At 75.8% G+C, this 26,426-nt stretch carries 3 protein-coding genes; all 3 read left to right on the top strand.

All coding sequences use genetic code 11. The annotated features are described in order from the left end of the window. Nucleotides 1-40: 40 nt before the first annotated feature. The 3 genes from QQY24_RS02825 to QQY24_RS02815 all read left to right on the top strand — a co-directional run bounded on the left by QQY24_RS02825 (nucleotide 41) and on the right by QQY24_RS02815 (nucleotide 26,318). Entirely contained in the window at nucleotides 41-1,108 is a 1,068-nt protein-coding gene (locus tag QQY24_RS02825; RefSeq protein WP_301971066.1) for a glucose-1-phosphate thymidylyltransferase, read from the top strand. Further along, nucleotides 1,105-1,851 (top strand): futalosine hydrolase, encoded by a 747-nt coding sequence (locus tag QQY24_RS02820; RefSeq protein ID WP_301971065.1) that lies wholly within the window; start codon nucleotides 1,105-1,107, stop codon nucleotides 1,849-1,851. Before QQY24_RS02825 ends, QQY24_RS02820 begins: the two co-directional genes overlap by 4 nt. A gap of 203 nt (nucleotides 1,852-2,054) precedes the next feature. After that, entirely contained in the window at nucleotides 2,055-26,318 is a 24,264-nt protein-coding gene (locus QQY24_RS02815) for a type I polyketide synthase (RefSeq protein ID WP_301971064.1), read from the top strand. The last annotated feature ends 108 nt before the right edge of the window (nucleotides 26,319-26,426 follow it).

Here is a 26,426-nt window from a genome sequence, read left to right as displayed (position 1 = left end):
CGCCCGGCCGCCGTCCGCCCCCTGTCACCTGGATGGAAAAGTGAAGGCTCTCGTGCTCGCGGGGGGATCCGGTACGCGCCTGCGGCCGATCACCCACACGTCCAGCAAGCAACTGGTCCCGGTCGCCAACAAGCCGATCCTCTTCTACGGCCTGGAGGCCATCGCCGAGGCCGGCATCACCGAGGTCGGCGTCGTCGTCGGCAGCACCGCCGCGGAGATCCAGGCCGCCGTCGGCGACGGCTCCGCCTTCGGTCTGCGGGTCACCTACATCCCGCAGAGCGAACCCCTCGGGCTGGCCCACGCCGTCCTCATCGCCCAGCCCTTCCTCGGCGACGACGACTTCGTGATGTACCTCGGCGACAACTTCGTCATGGACGGCATCACCGACGTCGTCGAGGAGTTCCGCAAGGACCGCCGCGACGCCCACATCCTGCTCACCCGCGTCGCCGACCCGTCGGCCTTCGGCGTCGCCGTGACCGACGCCGACGGCAGGGTCACCGAACTCGCCGAAAAGCCGCGGCACCCGCGCAGCGACCTCGCCGTCGCCGGCGTGTACCTCTTCACCCCCGTCGTCCACGACGCCGTCCGCGCCATCCGGCCCTCCGCCCGCGGCGAGCTGGAGATCACCGACGCCCTGCAGTGGATGATCGACCACCGGCTGGCCGTCCACTCCACGGTCATCACCGGCTACTGGAAGGACACCGGCAACGTCACCGACATGCTGGAGGTCAACCGCACCCTCCTGGAACGCGTCGAACCCCGCGTCGACGGCTTCGTGGACGACGAGAGCGAGATCATCGGACGCGTCCGCATCGAGGCCGGCGCCGAGGTCCGCCGCTCCCGCATCGTCGGCCCCGCCGTCATCGGCGCGGGCAGCGTCGTCACCGACTCCTACATCGGCCCGTCCACGTCCGTCGCGGAGAACTGCCGCATCACCAGCACCGAGATCGAGTACTCCATCGTGCTGCGCGACTCCTCCTTCGACCGCATCCGCCGCGTGGAGGCCTCCCTCGTCGGCCGCAACGTCAAGGTCACCCTGGCACCCCGGCTGCCCGCCACCCACCGTCTGGTGATCGGCGACCACGGTCAGGTACAGCTGTCGTCGTGAACGCCGTACGCCTGCTCGTCGTCACCGCGGTCACCGCCGAACGCGACGCCGCCGCCCGGGGACTCGACGCCACCGCGCCACCGCGCCCCCACCCCCTGCCCGGCCACCGGATGGTCCGCACCACCGGCCACGGCGTGCCCCGGCCGGTGCGGGCCGACCTGGTCGCCGCCGGCGTGGGACCGGCCGCGGCCGCCGCCGCCACGGGCGCCGCCCTGACCGCCGCCGCCCTGTGGCGGGAACCGTACGACCTCGTCATCGCCGCGGGCATCGCCGGCGGCTTCGCCCCCGTGGCCGACCTCGGCGGCGTCGTCGTCGCCGACCGCGTCGTCGCCGCGGACCTCGGGGCCGAAACGGCCGACGGCTTCCTGCCCGTGGACGCGCTCGGCTTCGGCACCACCGTCCACACCTGCGCGCCACGCCTGGGCGCCGCCGTCGCCCGTGCCCTCGGCGCCGTGCACGCCCCCGTCCTGACCGTCTCCACCGCCACCGGCACCACCGAGTCCGCCGCCGCGCTGCGCCACCGCCACCAGGACGCGGCCGCCGAGGCCATGGAGGGGTTCGGCGTCGCCGAGGCCGCCGCCGCGCACGGCGTCCCCCTGCTGGAGATCCGGACCGTCTCCAACACGGTCGGCGCCCGCGACCGGGCCGCCTGGCGGATACCCGAAGCCCTCGCCGCGCTGCGCGACACCTTCGCCGTCCTGCGCACCGTGCTCGATCGCGCCGCACCGCCCCCCTACATGTGATCCGCCCGTCGAAATCCCCCTGAAGCAGGGGGATTTCGCGCTTCCGGACACACCGCGGTCGAGGCGCTCGCCTGCGCGGATGCTCACCCGGCGGCGATTTCCAGGGGTTTCCCCAGACAACCCCGCCGAGGGCCGAAAAAGCCTCCCCCCGCAGGTCATGCTGTGCACGCCGTCACCGAAACCGAACACCATGGGGGCAGTCCATGTCGAAGGAAGCGCAGCTTCGGGACTACCTCAAGCGGGTCACCGTCGATCTGCACGACACCCGCCGCAAGCTGCGGGAACTGGAGTCCCGCGAGCAGGAACCCATCGCGATCGTCGGCATGGCCTGCCGGCTCCCCGGCTCGGTGCGCGGCCCCGAGGACTTCTGGGACCTGCTCGTGTCCGGCACCGACGCCATCACGGACTGGCCCGCCGGCCGTGGCTGGCACACGGCCCCGGCCGCGGACATCGACGCCGCCGGACGCCGCGGCGGCTTCGTGCACGACGCCGACCGCTTCGACCCGGCCTTCTTCGGCATCTCGCCCCGCGAGGCCCTCGCCATGGACCCGCAGCAGCGCCTGCTGCTCGAAGTGACCTGGGAGGCCCTCGAACGCGCCGGGATCGACCCCGCCGCCCTGCGCGGCAGCCGCTCCGGGGTCTTCGTCGGCTGCAGCGACCAGGGTTACACCTCCGGCCTGCGCGAGGTCCCCGAGGACGTGCGCGGCCACCTGCTCACCGGCAACTCGATGTCCGTCCTCTCCGGCCGCGTCGCCTACACGCTCGGCCTGGAGGGACCCGCGGTCACCGTCGACACCGCCTGCTCCTCCTCCCTGGTCGCCCTCCACCTGGCCGCCCGCTCCCTGCGCTCCGGCGAATGCTCCCTCGCCGTCGTCGGCGGCGTCACCGTCATGTCCAGCCCCGGCGCGTTCCTGGAGTTCGGCCGGCAGGGCGGCCTGGCCGGCGACGGCCGCTGCAAGGCCTTCTCCGACGACGCCGACGGCACCGGCTGGGCCGAGGGCGCCGGCATGATCGTCGTCGAACGGCTCTCCGACGCCCGCCGCAACGGGCACCGGGTCCTCGCCGTCGTCCGCGGCTCCGCCGTCAACCAGGACGGCGCCTCCAACGGGCTCACCGCCCCCAACGGCCTGTCCCAGCAGCGGGTCATCCTCGCCGCGCTCGCGAACGCCGGCCTGCCCGCCGCCGAGGTCGACGCCGTCGAGGCGCACGGCACCGGCACCGCCCTCGGCGACCCCATCGAGGCCCAGGCCCTGCTCGCCACCTACGGCCAGGGCCGCCCCGCGGACCGTCCGCTGCTGCTCGGCTCCGCCAAGTCCAACATCGGCCACACCCAGGCCGCGGCGGGCGTCGTCGGCGTCATCAAGACCGTCCTCGCCCTCCGCCACGGCGTCCTGCCGCGCACCCTGCACGCCGGACGGCCCTCCACCCACGTCGACTGGTCCGCCGGACACGTCAAGCTCCTGGACCGGGCCACCGACTGGCCGCACACCGACCACCCGCGCCGGGTGGGCGTCTCCGCGTTCGGCGTCAGCGGCACCAACGCCCACGTCATCGTCGAAGAGGCCCCCGCGGCCCCCACCGAGGACACCGACACCGGCACCGACCGGGCCGCCGCCACCGCCACGGCCGGTACCCGCCCGCCGGTGCTGCCCTGGGTGCTGTCCGCGCGCGACGAGGACACCCTGCGCGCCCAGGCGACCCGGCTCGCCGCCCACGTGGCCGCCCACCCGGACACCGACCCCTACGACCTCGCCGCCTCCCTGGCCACCACCCGCACCGCCCACCCGTACCGCGCGGCCGTCGTCGGCGCCGACTCCGCCGACCTGCGCACCGGCCTGACCGCGCTCGCCGCGGCCCGACCCCACGAGAGCCTGCTCACCGGCATCGCCCGCGGGGAGGGCAAAACGGCGTTGTTGTTCTCCGGTCAGGGTTCTCAGCGTGTGGGGATGGGCCGGGAGTTGTATGAGGCGTTTCCGGTGTTCGCGGAGGCGTTCGATGCGGTGTGTTCGTGTGTGGGGCAGGAGTTGCGGGGGGTTGTTTTCGGGGATGACGGGGATGACGGGGGGCGGTTGGATCGGACGCGGTGGGCGCAGCCGGCTCTTTTCGCTGTTGAGGTGGCTCTGTTTCGGTTGGTGGAGTCGTGGGGGGTGCGGGCGGATTTCCTGGCGGGTCATTCGGTCGGTGAGATCGTGGCGGCGTATGTGGCGGGGGTGTTCTCGTTGGAGGATGCCTGTCGTTTGGTGGTGGCGCGTGGTCGGTTGATGGAGGCGTTGCCGGCCGGTGGTGTGATGGTGGCGGTGGAGGCCTCCGAGGGGGAGGTGCTGGCGCTGCTGGAGGGTCGTGCGGGTGTGGTGTCGCTCGCGGCGGTCAATGGTCCGCGTGCGGTGGTGATCGCCGGTGTCGAGGAGGCCGTGGCCGAGGTGGCCCGGGCTCTGGCCGGCGCTGGTCATCGCACCACGCGGTTGCGGGTCAGTCATGCTTTCCATTCGCCGTTGATGGAGCCGATGCTGGAGGAGTTCCGCACGGTCGCGGAGCAGATCGAGTACGCCCCCGCGAGGATTCCGCTCGTGTCGAACCTGACCGGTGCCGTCGCCGCCGAGGACGAGCCGGCCACCCCCGACCACTGGGTGCGCCACGCGCGCGAAGCCGTGCGCTTCGCCGACGGCGTCCGCGCCCTGGCCGCCGAAGGCGTGACCCGCTTCCTGGAGATCGGCCCGGACGGCACCCTCACCGCACTCGCCCAGAACTGCGTGGACGACACCGCGGCGACGACGTTCGTGCCCCTCCTGCGCAAGGACGGGCAGGACGCCCGTGACCTCGTCCGCGCACTCGCCCGGCTCCACCTCGACGGCGCGGCGCTTGACTGGTCCCGGATCCTGCCGGACGCCCGCACCGTCGACCTGCCCACCTACGCCTTCCGCCGCGACCGCTACTGGCTGGAGCGTTCCTACGCCGAGGACGGCTCGGCCGCGCCCGCCGAGGCCGCCGACGCGGAACCGGCCCACCACCGGATCGCCTGGCACCCGGTGGCCGGCCTGCCCGACACCGGCCACCTGACGGGCCGCTGGCTGCTCGTGCGCCCCGTCTCCCTCCAGGGCGACGACGGCTGGCAGGGCGCCCTCACCGCCGCCCTACGGGAAGCCGGCGCCGACCTGGTCACCGTCGACCACCACCCCTTCGACACCCGGCCCGAGTTCGCCCGCCGCCTCACCCACGCCACCGAGGACGGCCCCCTCACGGGCGTGCTCAGCCTGCCCGCCCCGAACGCCGGGGAGGAGATCGAGGAGGTGCCCGGCGGGCTCCTCACCACCACCCTGCTCGTCCAGGCCCTCGGCGACGCCGGCATCGCCGCGCCCCTGTGGGTGCTGACCCGGGGCGCCGTCGCCACGTCGGCGGACGACCCGGCGCCGCACCCCACCCAGGCCGCCCTCTGGGGCCTGGGACGCGTGGCCGCCCTGGAACACCCCGACCGCTGGGGCGGACTCGTCGACCTTCCCGTGACGCTGGACCGGCGCTCGGCCGACGGTCTGCTCGCCCTGCTCGGCGGCGTCCGGAACACCGCGGAGGCACGGGAGGACCAGGCAGCCGTCCGTTCCGGAACCGTGCTCGGGCGCAGGCTCGTCCCGGCCGCACCCGGCGGCGGCACGGGCTGGGAGCCCACGGGCACCGTCCTGATCACCGGGGGCACCGGCGCGCTCGGCACCCACGTCGCCCGCTGGGCCGCACAGCACGGCGCCGCCCACCTGGTGCTGGTCAGCAGACGCGGTGCGGACGCCCCCGGAGCCGCCGGACTGCGCGAGGAACTCGTCTCCCTGGGCGCCGACGTCACCTTCGTGTCGGCCGACCTGGCCAACCGCTCCGCCGTCCGCGCACTCCTCGCCGACCACCCGGTGGACGCCGTCGTCCACACCGCCGGCGTCCTCGACGACGGCGTCCTCGACGGGCTCGAACCCCACCGTTTCCACACGGTCCTGCGGGCCAAGGTCGACGCGGCACACCACCTGGACGAACTGACCCGCGACCGCGACCTCTCCGCCTTCGTCCTGTTCTCCTCCTTCGCCGGTACCGTCGGTTCCGCCGGCCAGGCCAACTACGCCGCCGCCAACGCCATGCTCGACGCGCTGGCCGAGCGGCGGCGGGCCGAGGGGTTGCCGGCCACGTCCATCGCGTGGGGCCCCTGGGCGGGCGGCGGCATGGCCGCCGACGCCTCGGCCGAGAACCGGCAGGTGCGCGGCGGCGTCGGCCTCCTCGACCCCGCCGACGCCCTGCGGGCCCTCGCGGTCCACGCCAACGGAACGAGCGCCACCCCCTTCGTCGCCGCCGTCGACTGGGACCGCTTCGGTTCCGCCTTCACCGCCGTACGCCCCAGCCCGCTGCTCACCGAGGTGTACCGCGCACCGGCCGGTGCACGGGACACCGCCGGAACGACCACGGCCCTGCGTTCCCGTCTGGACGGGTTGTCTGCTGATGTGCAGCGTCGGGTGTTGGTGGAGGAGGTGCGGGCGCGGGCTGCTGCGGTGCTGGGGTATGCCGGTGCGGAGTTGGTGGGGGTTGAGCGGGCGTTTCGTGATCTGGGGGTGGATTCCCTGATCGCGGTGGAGTTGCGGAACGTGCTGGCGGCGGTGTGTGGGGTGTCGTTGCCGGCGACGGTGGTGTTCGATCATCCGACGCCGCGGGCGTTGGCGGATTTCCTGTTCGGTGAGTTGTGCGGGGGTGGGCCGGCGGAGGTGGCCGGTGCGGTGGTGGCGGCTGCTTCGGTGGTGGATGAGCCGGTGGCGGTCGTGGGGATGGCGTGCCGGTTCCCGGGGGGTGTGGATTCCCCGGAGGCGTTGTGGTCGATGCTGGCCGAGGGGCGTGACGGGGTCACCGACTTCCCCACCGACCGCGGCTGGGACCTCGACCTCCTCTTCGGCCCGGACCCCGACCGCCCCTTCGCCAGCCACACCCGGCACGGTGCCTTCCTCCGTGACGTGGCCGGCTTCGATGCGGAGTTCTTCGGTGTGTCGCCGCGTGAGGCGTTGGCGATGGATCCGCAGCAGCGGTTGTTGCTGGAGGCGTCGTGGGAGGCGGTGGAGCGGGCGGGGGTGGATCCGCGGTCGCTGCGTGGCACGCGTACGGGTGTGTTCGCGGGGACGAACGGTCAGGACTACCCGGCGTTGCTGAACGTCTCCGAGGGTGACTTCGGGGGGTACGTCGGGACCGGGAACGCGGCGAGTGTGGTGTCGGGCCGGGTGTCGTACGTGCTGGGTCTGGAGGGTCCGGCGGTGACGGTGGACACGGCGTGTTCGTCGTCGCTGGTGGCGTTGCATCTGGCGGTGCGGGCGCTGCGTGCGGGGGAGTGTGATCTGGCGCTGGCCGGTGGTGTGACGGTGATGTCCACGCCGGGTGCGTTCGTGGAGTTCTCGCGTCAGGGTGGTCTGGCGTCGGACGGGCGGTGCAAGGCGTTCGCGGAGGGTGCTGATGGCACGGGTTGGGGTGAGGGTGTCGGTGTCTTGGTGGTGGAGCGGCTTTCGGACGCCCGCCGCAACGGGCACCGTGTCCTGGCGGTGGTGCGGGGTAGTGCGGTCAATCAGGACGGTGCGTCCAATGGGCTGACGGCGCCCAACGGTCCCTCTCAGCAGCGGGTGATCCGGGAGGCGTTGGCGAGTGCGGGGCTGGAGCCGGACGGTGTGGACGTGGTGGAGGCGCATGGCACGGGTACCGTCCTTGGTGATCCGATCGAGGCGCAGGCGTTGCTGGCCACTTATGGCCGGGGGCGTCCTGCGGGGCGGCCGTTGTGGCTGGGGTCGGTGAAGTCGAACATCGGGCACACGCAGGCTGCTGCGGGTGTGGCCGGTGTGATCAAGATGGTGCTGGCGTTGCGGCATGGTGTGCTGCCGGCGACGTTGCATGTGGATGAGCCGTCCTCGCATGTGGACTGGTCCTCGGGCGGGGTGCGGCTGCTGACCGGGCAGCGGGCCTGGCCGGAGGTGGACCGGCCGTGGCGGGCGGGTGTGTCCTCCTTCGGCCTGAGCGGCACCAACGCCCACGTCATCTTGGAACAGGCCGTGGAGGACGAAACCGCGGCACCCGTCTCCGAGGTCCTTCCCGATCTTCCTTTGGTCCCGTGGGTGGTGTCGGGTCGGGGGGTGGATGCGTTGCGTGCGCAGGCGGGGCGTTTGCTGGATTTCGTCCGTTCCGAGCCCGGTGTGGGTGTTCGTGAGGTGGCGGGGGCTTTGGTGTCCTCGCGTGCGGTGTTCGAGGACCGTGCGGTGGTGTGGGGGCGTGGGCGTGCCGAGTTGCTGGCCGCTCTTGGGGCCGTGGCGCGGGGTGAGGGGGCTGCCCGGGCGGTGGTGGGCAGGGCCGGGGAGGGCAAAACGGCGTTGTTGTTCTCCGGTCAGGGTTCTCAGCGTGTGGGGATGGGCCGGGAGTTGTATGAGGCGTTTCCGGTGTTCGCGGAGGCGTTCGATGCGGTGTGTTCGTGTGTGGGGGAGGAGTTGCGGGGGGTTGTTTTCGGGGATGTCGGGGATGACGGGGGGCGGTTGGATCGGACGCGGTGGGCGCAGCCGGCTCTTTTCGCTGTTGAGGTGGCTCTGTTTCGGTTGGTGGAGTCGTGGGGGGTGCGGGCGGATTTCCTGGCGGGTCATTCGGTCGGTGAGATCGTGGCGGCGTATGTGGCGGGGGTGTTCTCGTTGGAGGATGCCTGTCGTTTGGTGGTGGCGCGTGGTCGGTTGATGGAGGCGTTGCCGGCCGGTGGTGTGATGGTGGCGGTGGAGGCCTCCGAGGGGGAGGTGCTGGCGCTGCTGGAGGGTCGTGCGGGTGTGGTGTCGCTCGCGGCGGTCAATGGTCCGCGTGCGGTGGTGATCGCCGGTGTCGAGGAGGCCGTGGCCGAGGTGGCCCGGGCTCTGGCCGGCGCTGGTCATCGCACCACGCGGTTGCGGGTCAGTCATGCTTTCCATTCGCCGTTGATGGAGCCGATGCTGGAGGAGTTCCGTGCGGTGGCGGAGCAGGTTTCCTACCGGGCTCCGTCCTTGCCGGTGGTCTCCAACGTCACCGGGCGGCTGGCGGTGGGTGGTGAGTTGGTCACGGCGGAGTACTGGGTGCGCCATGTGCGCGAAGCCGTGCGTTTCGCCGACGGCGTGCGCGCCCTGGCGGCGGAAGGGGTGAGCCGGTTCCTGGAACTGGGCCCCGACGCCACCCTCACCGCCCTGGCCCGCACCACGCTGGCCGACCAGTCCGCTCCCGCCCCCCTGTGCACCCCCGCCCTGCGCAAGGACCGCCCCGAGACCGACACCCTCCTCGCAGCCATCGCGGCCCTGCACGTGAGTGGGGCGCACGTGGCCTGGGAGTCGCTGACGGGGCCGGCCCGGCCCGTCGACCTGCCTCCGTACGCCTTCCAGCGGGCCAGGTACTGGCCGGAGCCGCGCCGCTCCCCGGACCCGGTGTCCGGCGGGGAGCGCCCGGAGGAGTCCGGTTTCTGGCGCGCCGTGGAGCGCGGGGACGCCGGGGAACTCGCCGACGTGCTCGACGTTCCCGCGTCGGAGCTGGACTCGGTGGTGCCCGCGCTGTCCGCGTGGCGGCGGGCCCAAGTGGAGCGCCGCACCACGGACGGCTGGCGCTACCGCGTCCGGTGGGAACGGGTCCCGGTGCCGGAGGTACCGGCCGTCGAGGGCCGGTGGCTGCTGTTGCAGGAGGCGGACACCACCGCGCTGACCGGTTTCGAGGAGTTCCTGCCCGCGGTGGAACGCGTGGCGTGCCCGGCCGGTGCCGGCCGCTCCGAGCTGGCCGGGCTGCTGACCGCCGCCGCCGGGAACGGCCCCGTGGCCGGCGTGCTCTGCTGCCTCGCGGACCTGGAGGCGGTGCTCGCGCTCGTGCAGGCGCACGGGGACGCGGGACTCACCGCTCCGGTGTGGGTGGTGACCAGCGGGGCCGTCGCCGTCGGCGGTGCCGTGGAGGCTCCGGCCGAGCCCGCCCGGGCCGCGGTGTGGGGCCTCGGGCGGGTGGCCGCCCTGGAGCACCCGGACCGCTGGGGCGGTCTCGTGGACGTACCGGCCCGGCCCGACCGGCGGGCCCTGGGACGCCTCGCGGCCGTGCTCGCCCACGGGACCGAGGACCAGGTCGCCGTTCGCGGCGGCGACGTCCACGCCCGTCGCCTGGTGCACGCGCCCGCGTCCGCCGACGCCCGGACCGCCTGGCGCGCCCCGCGCCGGGTGCTGGTCACCGGCGGCACCGGTGCGCTCGGCGCCCGGGTCGCCCGCTGGGCCGTGGAGCGGGGAGCGGAGGAACTGGTCCTCGCCAGCCGCCGCGGGCCGGGCGCCCCGGGCGCGGCCGAACTGCGGCGGGACCTCGCCGCCCTCGGCGCGCGTGTCGTCGTGACCGCCTGCGACCTGAGCGAACGGCGGGCCGTGGAGCGGCTGTTGGCCGAACACCCGGTCGACGCCGTCGTGCACGCCGCGGGCGTGCTCGACGACGACGTGATCGCGGCGACCACGCCCGAACGGCTGGCGCGCGTCCTGCGGGCCAAGGCGGCTACCGCCGACCACCTCGACGAGCTGACCCGGGACGCCGCCCTGACGGAGTTCGTGGTCTTCTCCTCCATCGCGGGCGTCTGGGGCAGCGGCGGGCAGGCCGCCTACGCGGCGGCCAACGCCCACCTGGACGCCCTGGTGGAGCGCCGCCGCGCCCGCGGCCTCGCCGGCCTCGCCGTCGCCTGGGGACCGTGGGACGGCACCGGCATGGCCGCCGGTGCCGAAGCCCAGGAACTGCTGCGCCGCCGTGGCCTGCCGCCGCTGGACCCCGACGCGGCACTGCGCGCGCTGGACGCCGCGCTGCGCGCGTCGGACACCACCGTCGTGGTGGCCGACGTCGACTGGGCGCGGTTCGCGCCCGCGTTCACCACCGGACGCCCCAGCCCGCTGCTGGCCGCGCTGCCCGAGGCCGCGGCGGCTTCCGCGGGGGAGGAGGCCGCGTCCGCCGGGACCCGGCCCGGCGCCGCGCTGCGCGAGGAGCTCGACGGGCTCACCGCCGACGAACGCGCCGCCGCCCTGCTCGACCTGGTGCGCCGCCGTGCCGCCGTGGCCCTCGGGCACAGTGACGCCGCCGCCGTGGCCGCCGGCCGGGCCTTCCGCGAGATGGGCTTCGACTCGCTCACCGCGGTCGAGCTGCGCAACGACCTGACCGCCGCCACCGGGGTGGTGCTGCCCTCGACGCTCGTCTTCGACCACCCGACGCCGCTCGCCGTCGCCGCCCACCTCGACGCCGAGCTGTACGGCGCCGGCACAAAGGAGGCGGTCCCGGCCGCCTCCCGAGCCGTGACCGACACCGACCCCGTCGTCATCGTGGGCATGGGCTGCCGGCTTCCCGGCGGCGTGCACGGGCCCGACGACCTGTGGCGGCTGCTCGCCGGCGGCGGGGACGCCGTCGGCGGCTTCCCCGAGGACCGCGGCTGGGACCTGCGCGCGCTCGCCGGGGCCAGCGACACCCTCTCCGGCGGCTTCCTCGCCGACGCCTCCGCCTTCGACGCCGCGTTCTTCGGCATCAGCCCGCGCGAGGCGCAGGCGCTCGATCCGCAGCAGCGGCTCGTCCTGGAGACCTCCTGGGAGGCCCTGGAGCGGGCCGGCATCGCGCCGACCGCGCTGAAGGGCTCCCGCACCGGCGTGTTCGTGGGTGCGGGCAGCTCCGGCTACGCGGCCGGGCTGCGGGAGGTCCCCGAAGGGCTCGGGGGCCATCTGCTCACCGGCCAGGCCGGCAGCGTGGTGTCCGGGCGCATCGCCTACACGCTCGGCCTGGAAGGGCCCGCGGTCACCGTCGACACCGCCTGCTCCTCCTCCCTGGTCGCGCTGCACCTGGCAGCGCAGTCCCTCAGGTCGGGGGAGTGCGACCTGGCCCTGGCCGGCGGTGTCACCGTGATGGCCGACCCGGGTGCCTTCGTCGAGTTCAGCCTCCAGGGCGGTCTCGCCCCGGACGGCCGCTGCAAGGCGTTCTCCGACGGCGCCGACGGCACCGGCTGGTCCGAGGGCGTGGGCGTCCTGGTCGTGGAGCGGCTGTCCGACGCCCGGCGCAACGGCCACCGGGTCCTCGCCGTCGTCAGCGGCACGGCCGTCAACCAGGACGGCGCCTCCAACGGCCTGACCGCCCCCAACGGCCCCTCGCAGCAGCGCGTCATCCGCCAGGCGCTGGCCGCGGCCGGCCTGGCCCCGGCCGACGTGGACGCCGTGGAGGCGCACGGCACCGGCACCGTCCTCGGCGACCCCATCGAGGCCCAGGCCCTGCTCGCCACCTACGGCCAGGACCGGCCCGAGGACCGCCCCCTGTGGCTCGGCTCGGTCAAGTCCAACCTCGGCCACACCCAGGCCGCGGCGGGTGCTGTGGGCATCATCAAGATGGTGCTGGCCCTGCGGGAGGACACGCTGCCCCGCACCCTGCACGCCACCGAGCCCTCCTCGCGCGTCGACTGGAGCGCCGGTCACGTCCGCCTGCTGGACGAGGCCGTCCAGTGGCCGCGCGGCGAACGGCCCCGCCGCGCGGGCGTCTCCGCCTTCGGCGTCTCCGGCACCAACGCCCACGTCGTCCTGACGGAACCGCCCGCGGAAGACGCCGCCGGGTCTTTCGCCGGGATGTCCGCCGGCCCGTCCGCCCAAGCCCCCGCCGCTCCCGCCGAACCGGTGTCCGGCCCGGTCCCGGCCGGTGCGGACAGCGCCCCCGGCACGCCCCTGCCCTGGCTGCTGTCCGCCCGCGGCGAGGCCGCCCTGCGGGACCAGGCCGCCCGGCTGCTGGACCACGTCGAACGGCGACCCGACCTGCGCCCGGCCGACGTCGCCCACGCCCTGGCCTTCACCCGCGCACCACTGGAGCACCGGGCCGTCGTCGTCGGCGGCGACCGCGCCGAACTGCTGCGGAACCTGGGCGCCCTGGCCGCCGGGCGCCCCGGCTCCGGCGCCGTCACCGGCGACACCCTCGCCGAGGGCGGCACGGCGTTCCTGTTCGCCGGCCAGGGCACGCAGCGGCCGGGCATGGGACGCGAGCTGTACGCGGCCTTCCCCGCGTACGCCGACGCCTTCGACGCCGTCTGCGCGCACTTCGACGGCCTGCTGCCGCGACCGCTCGCCGACGTGGTCCTCGGCGACGACGCCGAGGTGCTGGCCCGCACCGAGTACGCGCAGCCCGCCCTGTTCGCCGTCGAGGTCGCCCAGTTCCGGCTCCTGGAATCCTGGGGCGTGCGCCCCGGCCACCTGCTCGGGCACTCCGTCGGGGAACTCGCCGCCGCCCACGTCGCCGGCGTGATGTCACTGGCCGACGCCTGCCGTCTGGTCGCCGCCCGGGGCCGGCTGATGCAGGCGCTGCCCGCGGGCGGCGCGATGGTCGCCGTCGAGGCGTCCGAGGCCGAGGTGCTGCCGCTGCTGGAGGGACGCGCGGACGACGTGTCCGTCGCGGTCGTCAACGGCCCCCGTTCGGTGGTCGTCGCAGGCGCCCAGGACGGCGTTCTGGAGGTCGCCGCCCGGCTCGCAGCCCGGGGGCGCCGGACCGCGCGGCTGCGGGTCAGCCACGCCTTCCACTCCCCGCTGATGGAACCGATGCTGGAGGAGTTCCGCGCCGTCGCCGCCGGCGTCGCCTACGCCGAGCCCCGCATCCCCGTCGTCACCAACCTGACCGGCCGGGTGGCCGCCGCCGGCGAACTGACCAGCGTCGAGCACTGGGTCGCGCACATCCGCCGGACCGTGCGCTTCGCCGACGGCCTGGCCTGGCTGGAGGCCCACCACGTCGACCGGCTCCTCGAACTCGGCCCCGACGCCACCCTGACGGCGCTCGCCGAGGGCGCCCGGGGCACCGCCGGCCTGCTCGCCGTGCCCGCCCTGCGCGAGGACCGCCCCGAGGCGGCCACCCTGCTGGCGTCCGTCGGCGCCCTGCACACCCGCGGGGTCCCGGTCGACTGGCACGCCGTCCTGGACGCCACGGCGCCCGGCTCGCGGCCGGTGGAGCTGCCCACCTACGCCTTCCAGCACCGCTCCTACTGGATCGAGGTCCCGGCCGGCCAGGGCGACCCGGCCGCGCTCGGACTGCTCACCGCCGGCCACCCGATGCTCGGCGCCCTCGTCCCGTCCGCCGTCGACGGCACCCTCGTGCTCACCGGCCGGCTGTCGGCCGACGCGCCCGCCTGGCTGGCCGGGCACCGGATCGGCGGCGAGGCCGTCGTACCGAGCACCGCCTTCCTCGAACTCGCCCTGCGCGCGGGCGCCCACACCGGCTGCGCCGAGGTCGGCGAACTGACCCTGGAGAACCCGCTCACGCTGCCCGGGCGGGACGCCGTCACCCTGCAGGTGCGCGTCGAGGCACCGGACGCGCGCGGTACCCGGGCCTTCGGCGTGTACGCCCGCCCCGCCACCGCCGAATCCGGCACGCCGTGGACCCGGCACGCCGGCGGACTCCTCACCCCGGCCGCCGGGCCCGCCCCGGACCACGACCTCACCGCGTGGCCGCCCGCCGGGGCGCGGGAGATCCCCACCGAGGACCTGTACACCCGGCTCGCGGCGGCCGGACTCGACTACGGACCCGTCTTCCGGGGGCTGCTGGCCGCCTGGTCCGACGGCGCCGCCGTGTACGCCGAGGTCGCGCTGCCCGGATCCGAGGAGGACGCCGCCGCACGCTACGACCTGCACCCCGCCCTCCTCGACGCCGCCCTGCACCCGCTCGGCCTCGGCGTGTTCGAAGGGTTCGGCGACGGACGCGTGCTGTTCTCCGCCGGCCGGGCCCGGCTGTACGCCACCGGCGCCACCACGCTGCGGGTCCGGCTGGAACGCACCGGCCCCGACACCCTGGCGCTGACCGCCGCGGACGCCGTGGGCGACCCGGTCCTCGCCGTCGGCTCCCTGCTGCTGCGCCCGGTGTCCGACACCACGGCCGTACCCGCCCCGCGGACCCGGGCCGCGGAGGCCGGAACCGGCCGGCGGTCCCAGGCCGCGCAGGCCGTGCAGGACGCCACCGCCGGTGACACCGGGCCCGTACGGCGGCGGGCCGCCGCCCGCACCCAGCCGGCGGGCGGCCCGCTGGAGCGGCTGGCCGGCCGGTCCGCCGCGGAACGCGAACGCGCGCTGCTCGCCGTCGTCCGCGACCGGGTCGCGGCCGTCCTCGGCCACGACGGCCCCGACGAGGTCGAACCCCAGCGGCCGTTCACCGACCTCGGCCTCACCTCGCTGACCGCCGTGGAGCTGCGCAACTCCCTCAGCACCGCCCTCGGCGTCACCCTGCCCGCCACCCTCGTCTTCGACCACCCCACCCCGGCGGTGCTCGCCCGCCACCTGGCCGGCGACCTATTCGGCACCGCGGCCGACGGTGCCGCCACCGCCGCCGCGGCGCGGCCCGTGGACGACGACCCGATCGCCGTCGTCGGCATGGCCTGCCGCTACCCGGGCGGCATCGCCGGCCCCGAGGACCTGTGGGAGCTGGTCCGCGCCGGACAGGACGGCATCTCGCCGCTGCCCACCGACCGCAACTGGAACCCCGAGCGCCTCTACCACCCCGACCCCGACCACCCCGGGACCGTCTACACCCGCGAGGGCGGCTTCCTGCACGACGCCAGCCGCTTCGACCCGGCGTTCTTCGCGATCAGCCCGCGCGAGGCCCTGGCGATGGACCCGCAGCAGCGCCTGCTGCTGGAGGTCTCCTGGGAGGCGCTGGAACGCGCCGGGATCGACCCGGCCGCCGCCCGCGGCACCCGCACGGGCGTGTACGCGGGCGTCACCTACCAGGACTACGTCACGATCCTCGCCGCCGCCGAGGACAACTTCGAGGGCTACGTCGGCACCGGCAACTCGCCCAGCGTGCTGTCCGGCCGCGTCGCCTACGCGCTCGGCCTGGAGGGCCCGGCCGTCTCCGTCGACACCGCCTGCTCCTCCTCCCTGGTGGCCCTGCACCTGGCCGCCCAGGCCCTGCGGCAGGGCGAGTGCTCCCTGGCGCTGGCCGGCGGCGTCACCGTGATGTCGACGCCCGGCTCCCTCATCGAGTTCAGCCGGCAGCGGGCCCTCGCCCCGGACGGCCGCTGCAAGCCGTTCTCCGCGGACGCCGACGGCGCCAGCTGGGCCGAGGGCGTCGGCATGGTCGTCCTGGAACGCCTCTCCGACGCCCGGCGCAACGGCCACCGGGTCCTCGCCGTCATCCGCGGCTCCGCCCTCAACCAGGACGGCGCCTCCAACGGCCTGACCGCCCCCAACGGCCCGGCCCAGCAGCGCGTCATCCGCCAGGCGCTGGCCTCCGCCGGGCTCTCCCCGGCCGACGTGGACGCCGTCGAGGCGCACGGCACCGGCACCACCCTCGGCGACCCCATCGAGGCCCAGGCGCTGCTCGCCACCTACGGCCAGGACCGGCCCGAGGACCGCCCGCTGTGGCTCGGCTCGCTGAAGTCCAACATCGGGCACAGCCAGGCCGCGGCCGGCGTGGGCGGCGTCATCAAGACGGTCATGGCACTGCGGGCCGGCGTCCTGCCGCGCACCCTGTACGCCGAGAACCCCACCCCGCACGTCGACTGGAGCGCCGGGCGGGTCCGCCTGCTCACCGAGGAGCAGGCCTGGCCCGACACCGGCCGGCCCCGCCGGGCGGGCGTGTCCTCCTTCGGCATGAGCGGCACCAACGCCCACGTCATCGTCGAGCAGGCGCCCGACGACGCCGACGAACACCCCGCGCCCGCCCGGGACCTCCCGGCCCTGCCCGTGCTGCTGTCCGCCCGGACCCCGGCCGCCCTGCGCGCCCAGGCCGCCCGGCTGCGCACGCACCTCAGGACGGCGCCCGGCACGGCCCTCACCGACGTCGCCTACACCCTGGCCTGCGCCCGCTCCGCCTTCGAGCACCGGGCCGCCGTCCTCGCCGGCACCGCCGGGGAGCTGGACGAGGCACTGGCCGCCCTCGCCGCCGACGGACCGCTCACCGCGCCCGCGCTCGTCGCGGGCGCCGTGCCGGCGGCCGCCGAACCGGTGCTCGTCTTCCCCGGACAAGGCGCCCAGTGGGCCGGCATGGCCCGCGAACTCCTCGCCGAGTCACCGGTGTTCGCCGAGCTGATCGAGCAGTGCGAGCGGGCCCTCGCCCCGTACGTCGACTGGTCGCTCACCGCCGTGCTCCGCGGCGACGAGGACGCCGCCGACCTCGCCCGCGTCGACGTCGTCCAGCCCGCCCTGTGGGCCGTGATGGTGGCCACCGCCGGGCTGTGGCGCTCGGTGGGGGTCCGCCCCGCCGCCGTCGTCGGCCACTCCCAGGGCGAGATCGCCGCCGCCTGCGTGGCCGGCGGGCTCACCCTGGAGGACGGCGCCCGCGTCGTCGCCCTGCGCAGCCGCGCCATCACCCGGATCGCCGGAACCGGCGGCATGATGTCCGTGCCGCTGTCCGCCGAGGAGACCCGCGCCCGGATGGCCCCCTGGGCCGGCCGGCTCGCCGTCGCGGCGGTCAACGGACCCGTCTCCGTGGTGGTCTCCGGCGCGGCCGACGCCCTGGACGAGCTGTTCACCGCGCTCACCGGGGACGGTGTCCGCGCCCGCAAGGTCGCCGTCGACTACGGCTCCCACTCCCCGCAGGTCGAGGCGATCCACGACACGGTCCTGGACGCCCTCGACGGCATCCGGCCCCGCGAGGCCGAGATCCCCTTCCGGTCCTCGCTCACCGGCGACTGGCAGGACACCGAGGGCCTCGACGCCGGCTACTGGTACGCCAACCTGCGCGAGACCGTCCGCTTCGAGGAGGCCGTGCGCGGACTCGTCGCGGCCGGACACCGCGCCTTCATCGAGGTCGGCCCGCACCCCGTGCTCGCCGTCGGCCTGCGCGACGTCCTGGACGACCTGGGCGTCACCGGCGCCGTCCTCGGCTCCCTGCGCCGCGACCAGGGCGGCCTGCGCCAGTTCCTGGCCGCCGCCGCCGACGCCCACGTGCACGGCGTGGCCGTCGACTGGGAGGCGGTGTTCGCCGGGACCGGCGCCCGCCGCACCGACCTGCCGACCTACCCGTTCGAGCACCGCCGGTACTGGCCGAACGTCCGCGAGGCCGCCGCGGCCGACCTCGCCGCGAGCGGCGCCCCGACCGCCGGCTCCGTCGAGGCCCGCTTCTGGCGGACCGTCGAGGAGGAGGACCTCGAAGCCCTCGCCGAGGCGCTCGACCTGCCCGCCGACGCCCCCCTCGGCACCGTCCTGCCCGCCCTGTCGTCCTGGCGGCGCACCGGCCGGGAACGCGCCGCCGCCGACGCCCTGCGGTACACCATCGCCTGGAGCCCGCTCACCCGCAGCACCGCCGCAACCCTCTCCGGCACCTGGCTGCTGGTGGAACCCGCCGACCCCGGGGCCCACGCCGGCCTGACGGGCGCGGTCGCCGACGCCCTCACCGCCGGCGGTGCCCGCGAGGTGCGCCGGGTGACGGTGGCCGCCGACGACGCGGCCGCCGACCGGGCCGCGCTGGCCGCGCTGCTCACCGCGACCGGCGCCGCCGACGAGACCCCGCGGGGCGTGCTGTCCCTGCTCGCCCTGGACACCCGCCCGCACCCCGGCCACCCGGCCGTCCCGGCCGGACTGGCCGCCACCCTCGCCCTCGTCCAGGCGCTCGGCGACCTCGGCACCGACGCCCCCCTGTGGTGCGCCACCACCGGAGCGGTCCGCACCGCCTCCGCCGACCCGGCCCCCGACACCGCCCAGGCCCTGGTGTGGGGCTTCGGCCGGGTCGCCGCCCTGGAACACTCCGAACGGTGGGGCGGCCTGATCGACCTGCCCGCCACGCTCGACGCCCGCGTCGGCACCCGCCTGGCCGCCGTCCTCGCCGACCCCGGCCAGGAGGACCAGATCGCCCTGCGCGCCTCCGGTGCCTACGGACGCCGCCTGGCGCACGCCCCCGGCGCCCAGGACCCGGACGAGCAGTGGCGGCCGCGCGGCACCGTCCTGGTCACCGGCGGCACCGGTGCCCTCGGCCGGCACGTCGCCCGCTGGCTCGCCGACCGGGGCGCCACCCGGCTGCTGCTCGCCTCCCGGCGCGGCCCCGGCGCGCCCGGCGCCGACGAGCTGCGCGCCGAACTGGAGGCCCGCGGCGTCGAGGTCCGCCTCGAAGCCTGCGACGTGGCCGACCGCGACGCGCTGCGCCGCCTCCTCGACTCCGTACCCGCCAACCGGCCGCTGGACGCGGTCTTCCACGCGGCGGGCTCGCTCGACGACGGCGTCATCGACGCCCTCACCCCCGGCCGGATGGACCCCGTGCTGCGCGGCAAGGCCGGTGCCGCCCGTACCCTGCACGAGCTGACCCGCGACCTGGAGCTGTCCGCGTTCGTCCTGTTCTCCTCCACCGCGGGCGTCCTGGGCGGCGCCGGACTGGCCAACTATGCGCCCGGCAACACCTACCTCGACGCCCTCGCCGAGGAGCGCCGCGCCGAGGGCCTGCCCGCCACCGCGGTCTCCTGGGGCCTGTGGGCCGACGGCGGCATGGTCGGCGACGCGGCCGGCGAGCGCATGCGCCGCTACGGCGTCCACCCCATGGACACCGCCACCGCCTGCGGAGCCCTCGGCCGCGCCCTGGACCTCGACGACACCCACGTCGTGGTCACCGACATCCGCTGGGACACCTACGCGCCCTCCTTCACCGCGCCGCGCACCAGCCACCTCCTGGACGAACTCCCCGACGCCCGGCGGGCGCTGGAGGCGCTCGGCGGGACCGCCGCGACCGCACCGGCCGCCGCCCCCTCCTCGCTGCGCGCCCACCTCGCGGCCCTGCCCGACTACGAGCGGGCCGGCGCCGTGCTGGACATCGTCCGCGGCCACGTCGCCGCGGTCCTCGGACACGCGTCCGCCGAGGCGGTCGAGCCCGAGCGGCCCTTCACGGACCTCGGCATCGACTCGCTCACCGCGGTCGAACTGCGCAACGGCATGAACCGCGTCACCGGTCTGCGCCTGCCCAGCACCCTCGTCTTCGACCACCCCACCTGCCGGGCGCTGGCCGACTTCCTGCTGGCCGAAGTCGCCGGCGACGCCGCCGCGCCCGCCGCCGTGCCGGCGGCGCCGCGTCCCGCCGCCCACGACGACGACCCGATCGCCATCGTGGCCATGGCCTGCCGCTTCCCCGGCGGCATCAGCACCCCGGACCAGCTGTGGCGGATGCTGACGGACGGCGAGGAGGGCCTCGTCCCGTTCCCCGAGGACCGCGGCTGGGACCTCGACGCCCTCTACGACCCCGAGCCCGGCAAGCCCGGCACCGTCTACACCCGCACCGGCGGCTTCCTGGAGGACGTGGGCGGCTTCGACCCGGCCTTCTTCAACATCTCCCCGCGCGAGGCGGTGGCGATGGACCCGCAGCAGCGGCTGCTGCTGGAGATGGCCTGGGAGGCGTTCGAGCGGGCCGGCCTCGACCCGCGCACGCTGCGCGGCAGCCGCACCGGCGTGTTCGCCGGCACCAACGGCCAGGACTACACCGGCATGCTCGCCGCCTCCGGCGAGGACTACGAGGGCTACCTGCTCACCGGCAACGCGGCCAGCGTCGTCTCGGGCCGGCTGTCGTACACCTTCGGTCTGGAAGGGCCCGCGGTGACGGTGGACACCGCGTGCAGTGCGTCGCTGGTGGCGCTGCACCTGGCGGTGCGTTCGCTGCGGTCGGGTGAGTGTGATCTCGCGCTGGCCGGCGGTGTGACGGTGATGGCGTCGCCGGGACTGTTCGTGGACTTCAGCCGGCAGCGCGGTCTGGCGGCGGACGGGCGGTGCAAGGCGTTCGCGGACGCCGCCGACGGCACCGGCTTCTCCGAGGGCGGCGGCCTGCTGCTCGTGGAGCGCCTCTCCGACGCCCGCCGCCACGGCCACCGGGTGCTGGCGGTGGTGCGTGGCAGCGCGGTCAACCAGGACGGCGCCTCCAACGGGCTGAGCGCCCCCAATGGTCCCTCCCAGCAGCGGGTGATCCGCGCCGCTCTGGCGGACGCGGGCGTGGACGCCACCGAGGTGGATGCGGTGGAGGCGCACGGTACGGGTACGACGCTGGGTGATCCGATCGAGGCGCAGGCGTTGCTGGCGACTTATGGCCAGGGGCGTCCTGCGGGGCGGCCGTTGTGGCTGGGGTCGGTGAAGTCGAACGTGGGTCACACGCAGGCGGGTGCCGGTGTGGCGGGTGTGATGAAGATGGTGCTGGCGTTGGGGCACGGTGTGCTGCCGGCGACGTTGCACGTGGACCGTCCCTCCTCGCACGTGGACTGGGAGGCGGGTGCGGTGGAGCTGCTGACCGAGGCGCGTGCGTGGCCGGGGACGGGGGACCGTCCGCGGCGGGCGGGTGTGTCCTCGTTCGGCATCAGCGGTACCAACGCGCACGTCATCCTGGAGGCCCCGCCCGCGCAGCCCGGCCCGGCCGGAGCGGACACCGGCACCCCGGCCGGCGACGACCGGACGGCCGGCACCCCGGGCACCCTGCCCTGGGTGGTGACCGCCCGCAGCCGCGACGCCCTGCGCGCCCAGGCGGAGCAGCTGCTCCACCACCTCCAGGAGCACCCCGGCCTCGGCGCCGCCGACCTCGGACTGTCCCTGGCCTCGACCCGGGCCGTGTTCGAGCACCGCGCCGTCGTCCTCGGGGCCGAGCGCGCCGCACTCGTGGACGGACTGCGCCTGCTGGCCACCGGCGAGAGCGGACCGCACGCCGTCACCGGCGTCCACCGCGGCGAGGGCAAACTGGCCTTCCTCTTCTCCGGTCAGGGCGCGCAGCGTCCGGGCATGGGCCGGGAGCTGTACGGGGCGTTCCCCGTCTTCGCCGACGCCTTCGACGCCGTGTGCGCCCACCTGGGCGACGAGCTGCGCGAGGTCGTCTTCGGCACGGACGCCGGACCGCTGGACGAGACCCGGTGGACCCAGCCCGCCCTCTTCGCCGTCGAGGTCGCGCTCTACCGGCTGGTCGAATCCTGGGGCGTGCGCCCCGACTTCGTCGCCGGGCATTCGGTGGGTGAGATCGCCGCCGCGCACGTGGCGGGCGTGCTGTCGCTGGCGGACGCGTGCGCCCTGGTGGGCGCCCGCGGCCGGCTGATGCAGCAGTTGCCGCCCGGTGGGGCGATGGTCGCGGTGGAGGCGACCGAGGAGGAGGTCCTCGCCCTGCTGGAGGACCGCGACGGGGCCGGGATCGCCGCCGTGAACGGGCCCCGGGCCGTGGTGGTCTCCGGCGCGCGGGACGCGGTGGACGAGGTCGCCGCCGCGCTCGCGGCCGACGGGCGGCGCACCACGCGCCTGCGGGTCAGCCACGCCTTCCACTCGCCCCTGATGGAACCGATGCTGGCCGAGTTCCGCACCGTCACCGAACAACTCGCCTACGCGCCGCCGCGCATGGCCGTCGTCTCCCTGGTGTCGGGGCGGCCCGCCGCACCCGGCGAACTGCAGTGCGCCGACTACTGGGTCCGTCACGTCCGCGAGGCCGTCCGCTTCGCCGACGGCGTGCGGGAACTCGCCGGGCTCGGCGTCACCCGCTTCCTGGAGATCGGCCCCGACGGCACCCTCACCGCACTGGCCGAGGGCTGCCTGACCGACACCGACGGCACCCTGCTGGTGCCCGCCCTGCGCAAGGACCGCGCCGAGCGCGACGCCCTGCTCGACGCCCTCGCCCGCGCCTTCACCAAGGGCGTCGGCGTCGACTGGGCCCGCGTCTTCGACGGCACCGGCGCCCGCGTCGCCGAACTGCCCACCTACCCCTTCCAGCGCCGCCGGTTCTGGCCGAAGCCGCCCGTCCTGCTGGGCGACGTCACGACCGCGGGCCTCGGTGCGAGCGGCCACCCCCTGCTGGGCGCCGCCGTGGACCTCGCGGACGGAGACAGCTGCCTGCTCACCGGCCGGCTCGGCCTGGGCAGCCACCCCTGGCTGCGGGAGCACGCGCTCACCAGCACCGCCCTGTTCCCGGCGACCGGCTTCCTCGACCTGGCCCTGCACGCCGGCGCCCAGGTCGGCTGCGAGCACATCGGCGAACTGACCATCCTGGCCCCGCTCACCCTGCCCGAGCGCGGCGGCGTCCAGGTACAGGTCCGGGTGGCCGCGCCCGACGCCAGCGGCGCCCGGCCGGTGACGGTGCACGGTCGGCGCGAGGACGCCGGCCCCGGCGCGCCGTGGACCCTGCACGCCACCGGCCTGCTCACCCCGGCGGCAGAACCCGCCGAGACACCGTACGACTTCACCGCCTGGCCGCCGCGGGACGCCGAGGAGGTGCCCCTGGACGGCTTCTACGAGAACTTCGCCGACCGCGGCCACCTGTACGGCCCGCTCTTCCAGGGGCTCACCCGGGTGTGGACGCGCGGCGAGGAGGTCTTCGCCGAGGTCGCGCTGCCCGACGACGCCGACCCGGCGCCCGACGCGTTCGACCTGCACCCGGCCCTGCTGGACGCGGCGCTGCACGCGGTCATGTTCGTCCCCATGAAGGACGCCGGACGGCTGCCCTTCTCCTGGAGCGACGTGCGGCTGGACGCCGTCGGCGCCCGCGCGGTCCGCGTCCGCATGGTGCAGCGGGGACCGGAGGCCGTCGGCCTCGCGCTCGCCGACCCGGCCGGCCGCCCGGTCGCCTCGGTGGGCTCCCTCACCCTGCGGGAGCTGACCGGCGACGTGGAGGGAGCCACCGTCGGCGCCCCCGGCGTCCAGGACCTGTACGAACTGGACTGGGCACCGCTCGCCGCCGGCACCGCCGCCGCGCCGCGGCGGTGCACCGTGGTCGGCGACAGCGAGGCCACCCGCGAACTGGCCGCCGCGCTGCGGGAGGCGGGGACCGAGGTCCGGACCGTGCCCGGTCCCGACGCCCTCGCCGGGCTCGACGGGATACCGGCGACCGTGCTGTACGCCGTGCCCGCCCCGGCCGCGGCGGACCCGGCCCGCGCCGCCCGGGAGACGGCGGAGCACACCCTCGCCCTGGTGCGGCGGTGGCTGGAGGAGCCGGCCTTCGCCCACGCGCGGCTGGCCGTCGTCACCCGCGACGCGACCGGCACCGGGACCCGTCTGGCCGACCCGGCGCAGGCCGTCGTGTGGGGACTGGTCCGCGCTGCCCGCTCGGAGAACCCCGGCCGCTTCGTCCTCGCCGACGTCGACGGCACCCCGGCCTCCGCCGCCGCGCTGCCCGCCGCCCTGACCGACGACGCCTTCGAACTGGCCGTCCGGCACGGCGTGGTGACCGCGCCGCGGCTCGTGCCCCTGGCCGCCGACCGCGCCCTGGTCCCGCCCGCGGGCACCGGTGCCTGGCGGCTCGGCGTCGAGCGCCCGGGCACCCTGGAGAGCCTGCGCCTGGCCCCCTGCCCGGAGGTCACCGCGCCGCTCGCCCCGCGCGAGGTGCGCGTCTCGGTGCGCGCGGCGGGCGTCAACTTCCGTGACGTGCTCACCGCGCTCGGCATGTACCCGGGCGACGCCACCGCCATCGGCCTGGAAGGCGCCGGCATCGTCACCGAGGTCGGTGACCGGGTGACCGGGCTGGCCCCCGGCGACCGGGTCATGGGCATGTTCGGCGGGGCGTTCGGCCCCGTCGCCGTCGCCGACGAGCGGATGGTCGCCCGCATCCCCAAGGGCTGGACCTTCGCCGAGGCCGCCACCGCGCCGATCGTCTACCTGACCGCCTACTACGGACTGGTCGACCTCGGCGGGCTGCGCCCCGGCGAGTCGGTCCTCGTGCACGCGGCGGCCGGCGGCGTCGGCTCGGCCGCCGTCCAGCTCGCCCGCCACCTGGGTGCCGAGGTGTACGGCACGGCCGCACCGGCCAAGTGGGACGCGCTGCGGGCCGCGGGGCTGGACGACGCGCACATCGCCTCCTCCCGCGACCTGTCCTTCGAGGAGCGCGTCCGGCAGGCCACCGGCGGCCGGGGCGTCGACGTCGTCCTGGACAGCCTGGCCCGCGAGTTCGTGGACGCCTCCCTGCGGCTGCTGCCGCGCGGCGGGCGCTTCCTGGAGATGGGCAAGACCGACGTCCGCGACCCCGGACGGGTCGCCGCCGACCACCCCGGCGTCGCCTACCGGGCGTTCGACCTGGTGGAGGCCGGCCCCGACCGCATCGGCGAGATCCTCGCCGACCTGGTCGACCTGTTCGACCGGGGCGTGCTCAGGCCCCTGCCGATGACGGTGTGGGACGTCCGCCGGGCACCCGACGCCTTCCGCCACCTCAGCCAGGCCCGCCACGTCGGCAAGGTGGTGCTGACCGTGCCGGTCGCCCCCGACCCCGAGGGCACCGTGCTCCTCACCGGCGGCCTCGGCGGCCTCGGCCGCCTCACCGCCCGCCACCTGGTCGCCCACCACGGGGTGCGCCACCTGCTGATCGCCGGCCGGCGCGGCCCCGACGCCCCCGGCGCCGCCGAGCTGCACCGGGAACTCACCGCGCTCGGGGCGGAGGTGACCATCGCGGCCTGCGACGTCGCCGACCGCACCGCCCTGGCCGCCCTGCTCGACCGCGTGCCCGGCACGCACCCGCTGACCGCCGTCGTCCACACCGCCGGGGTCCTCGCCGACGGCGTCGTCACCTCGATGACGCCCGAGCGGCTGGCCGAGGCACTGCGGCCCAAGGCGGACGCGGTGACGGCCCTGCACGAGCTGACCCGCGACCTGGACCTCGCCCAGTTCGTGATCTTCTCCTCGGTGGCCGGCACCTTCGGCGGAGCGGGACAGGCCAACTACTCGGCGGCCAACGCCTTCCTGGACGCCTTCGCCCACCACCGCCGCGCCCTCGGCCTGCCGGCCGTGTCCCTGGCCTGGGGCACCTGGCTGCCGGACGCCGGCATGACCGGCAGCCTCACCGACGCCGACCGCGACCGCCACGCCCGCACCGGCATGGTCCCGCTCGGCCCCGAGCAGGGCATGCGCCTGCTGGACGCGGCGCGCACCACCGACCGGGCCGCCGTCCTGCCGATGGACCTCGACCCGGAGGCCCTGCGCGCCCACCACGACGCGCTGCCGGTGCTGCTGCGCGGACTCGTCCGCCCCGTGCGGCGCCGCGCCGTCGGCGCCGCACCCGTCCGCGAGGAGGCCGCACCGCAGAGCCTGGCCGAGCGCCTGGCACCGCTGCCCGCGGCCGACCGCGAACAGCTGCTCCTCGACGTGGTCGCGGAGCAGGCGGCGACGGTCCTCGGCCACGGCTCGGCCGCCGAGATCGAACCCGAGCAGACCTTCAAGGAGCTCGGCTTCGACTCCCTCACCGCCGTCGAGCTGCGCAACCGGCTCGGCGCGGTCACCGGCCTGCGGCTGCCGGCCACGCTCGTCTTCGACTACCCGACCCCCCTCGCGCAGGTCGGCCACCTGCTGGCCGAACTGGACCTGCCGGAGCCCCCCGGCACCGCGCAGGCGCTGCTCGGCGAGCTGGACCGGCTGGAGACCGCCCTGCACGACGCGGAGGTGGCGGGCGAGGACCGCGACCGGGTCGCCGCCCGCCTGCGGGAACTGCTGTCCCACTGGCAGGGCGAGCCCGTGCCGGCCCCCGTGTCCGCCGTCTCCGGCGACGCCGAACTCGACGGCGTGGACAGCGCCGACGACCTCTTCGACCTGATCGACCGGGAGCTGGGCGACGCATGAGTTCCCCGAGCCGGCCTCATCGCGCCGCCACCGGCCCCCGCACGCCCCGACCCCGACTCCGGCCTCGGCCCCGCCCGGCCCGCACGGCCCGCACGGCTCAAGGAAGTG

Origin of the sequence: Streptomyces sp. TG1A-8 (genome assembly GCF_030499535.1) — a bacterium.
Lineage (GTDB): Bacteria > Actinomycetota > Actinomycetes > Streptomycetales > Streptomycetaceae > Streptomyces.
The sequence above is the reverse complement of the archived record's forward strand: the minus strand, read 5'-3'. Positions and strand labels throughout refer to the sequence as shown.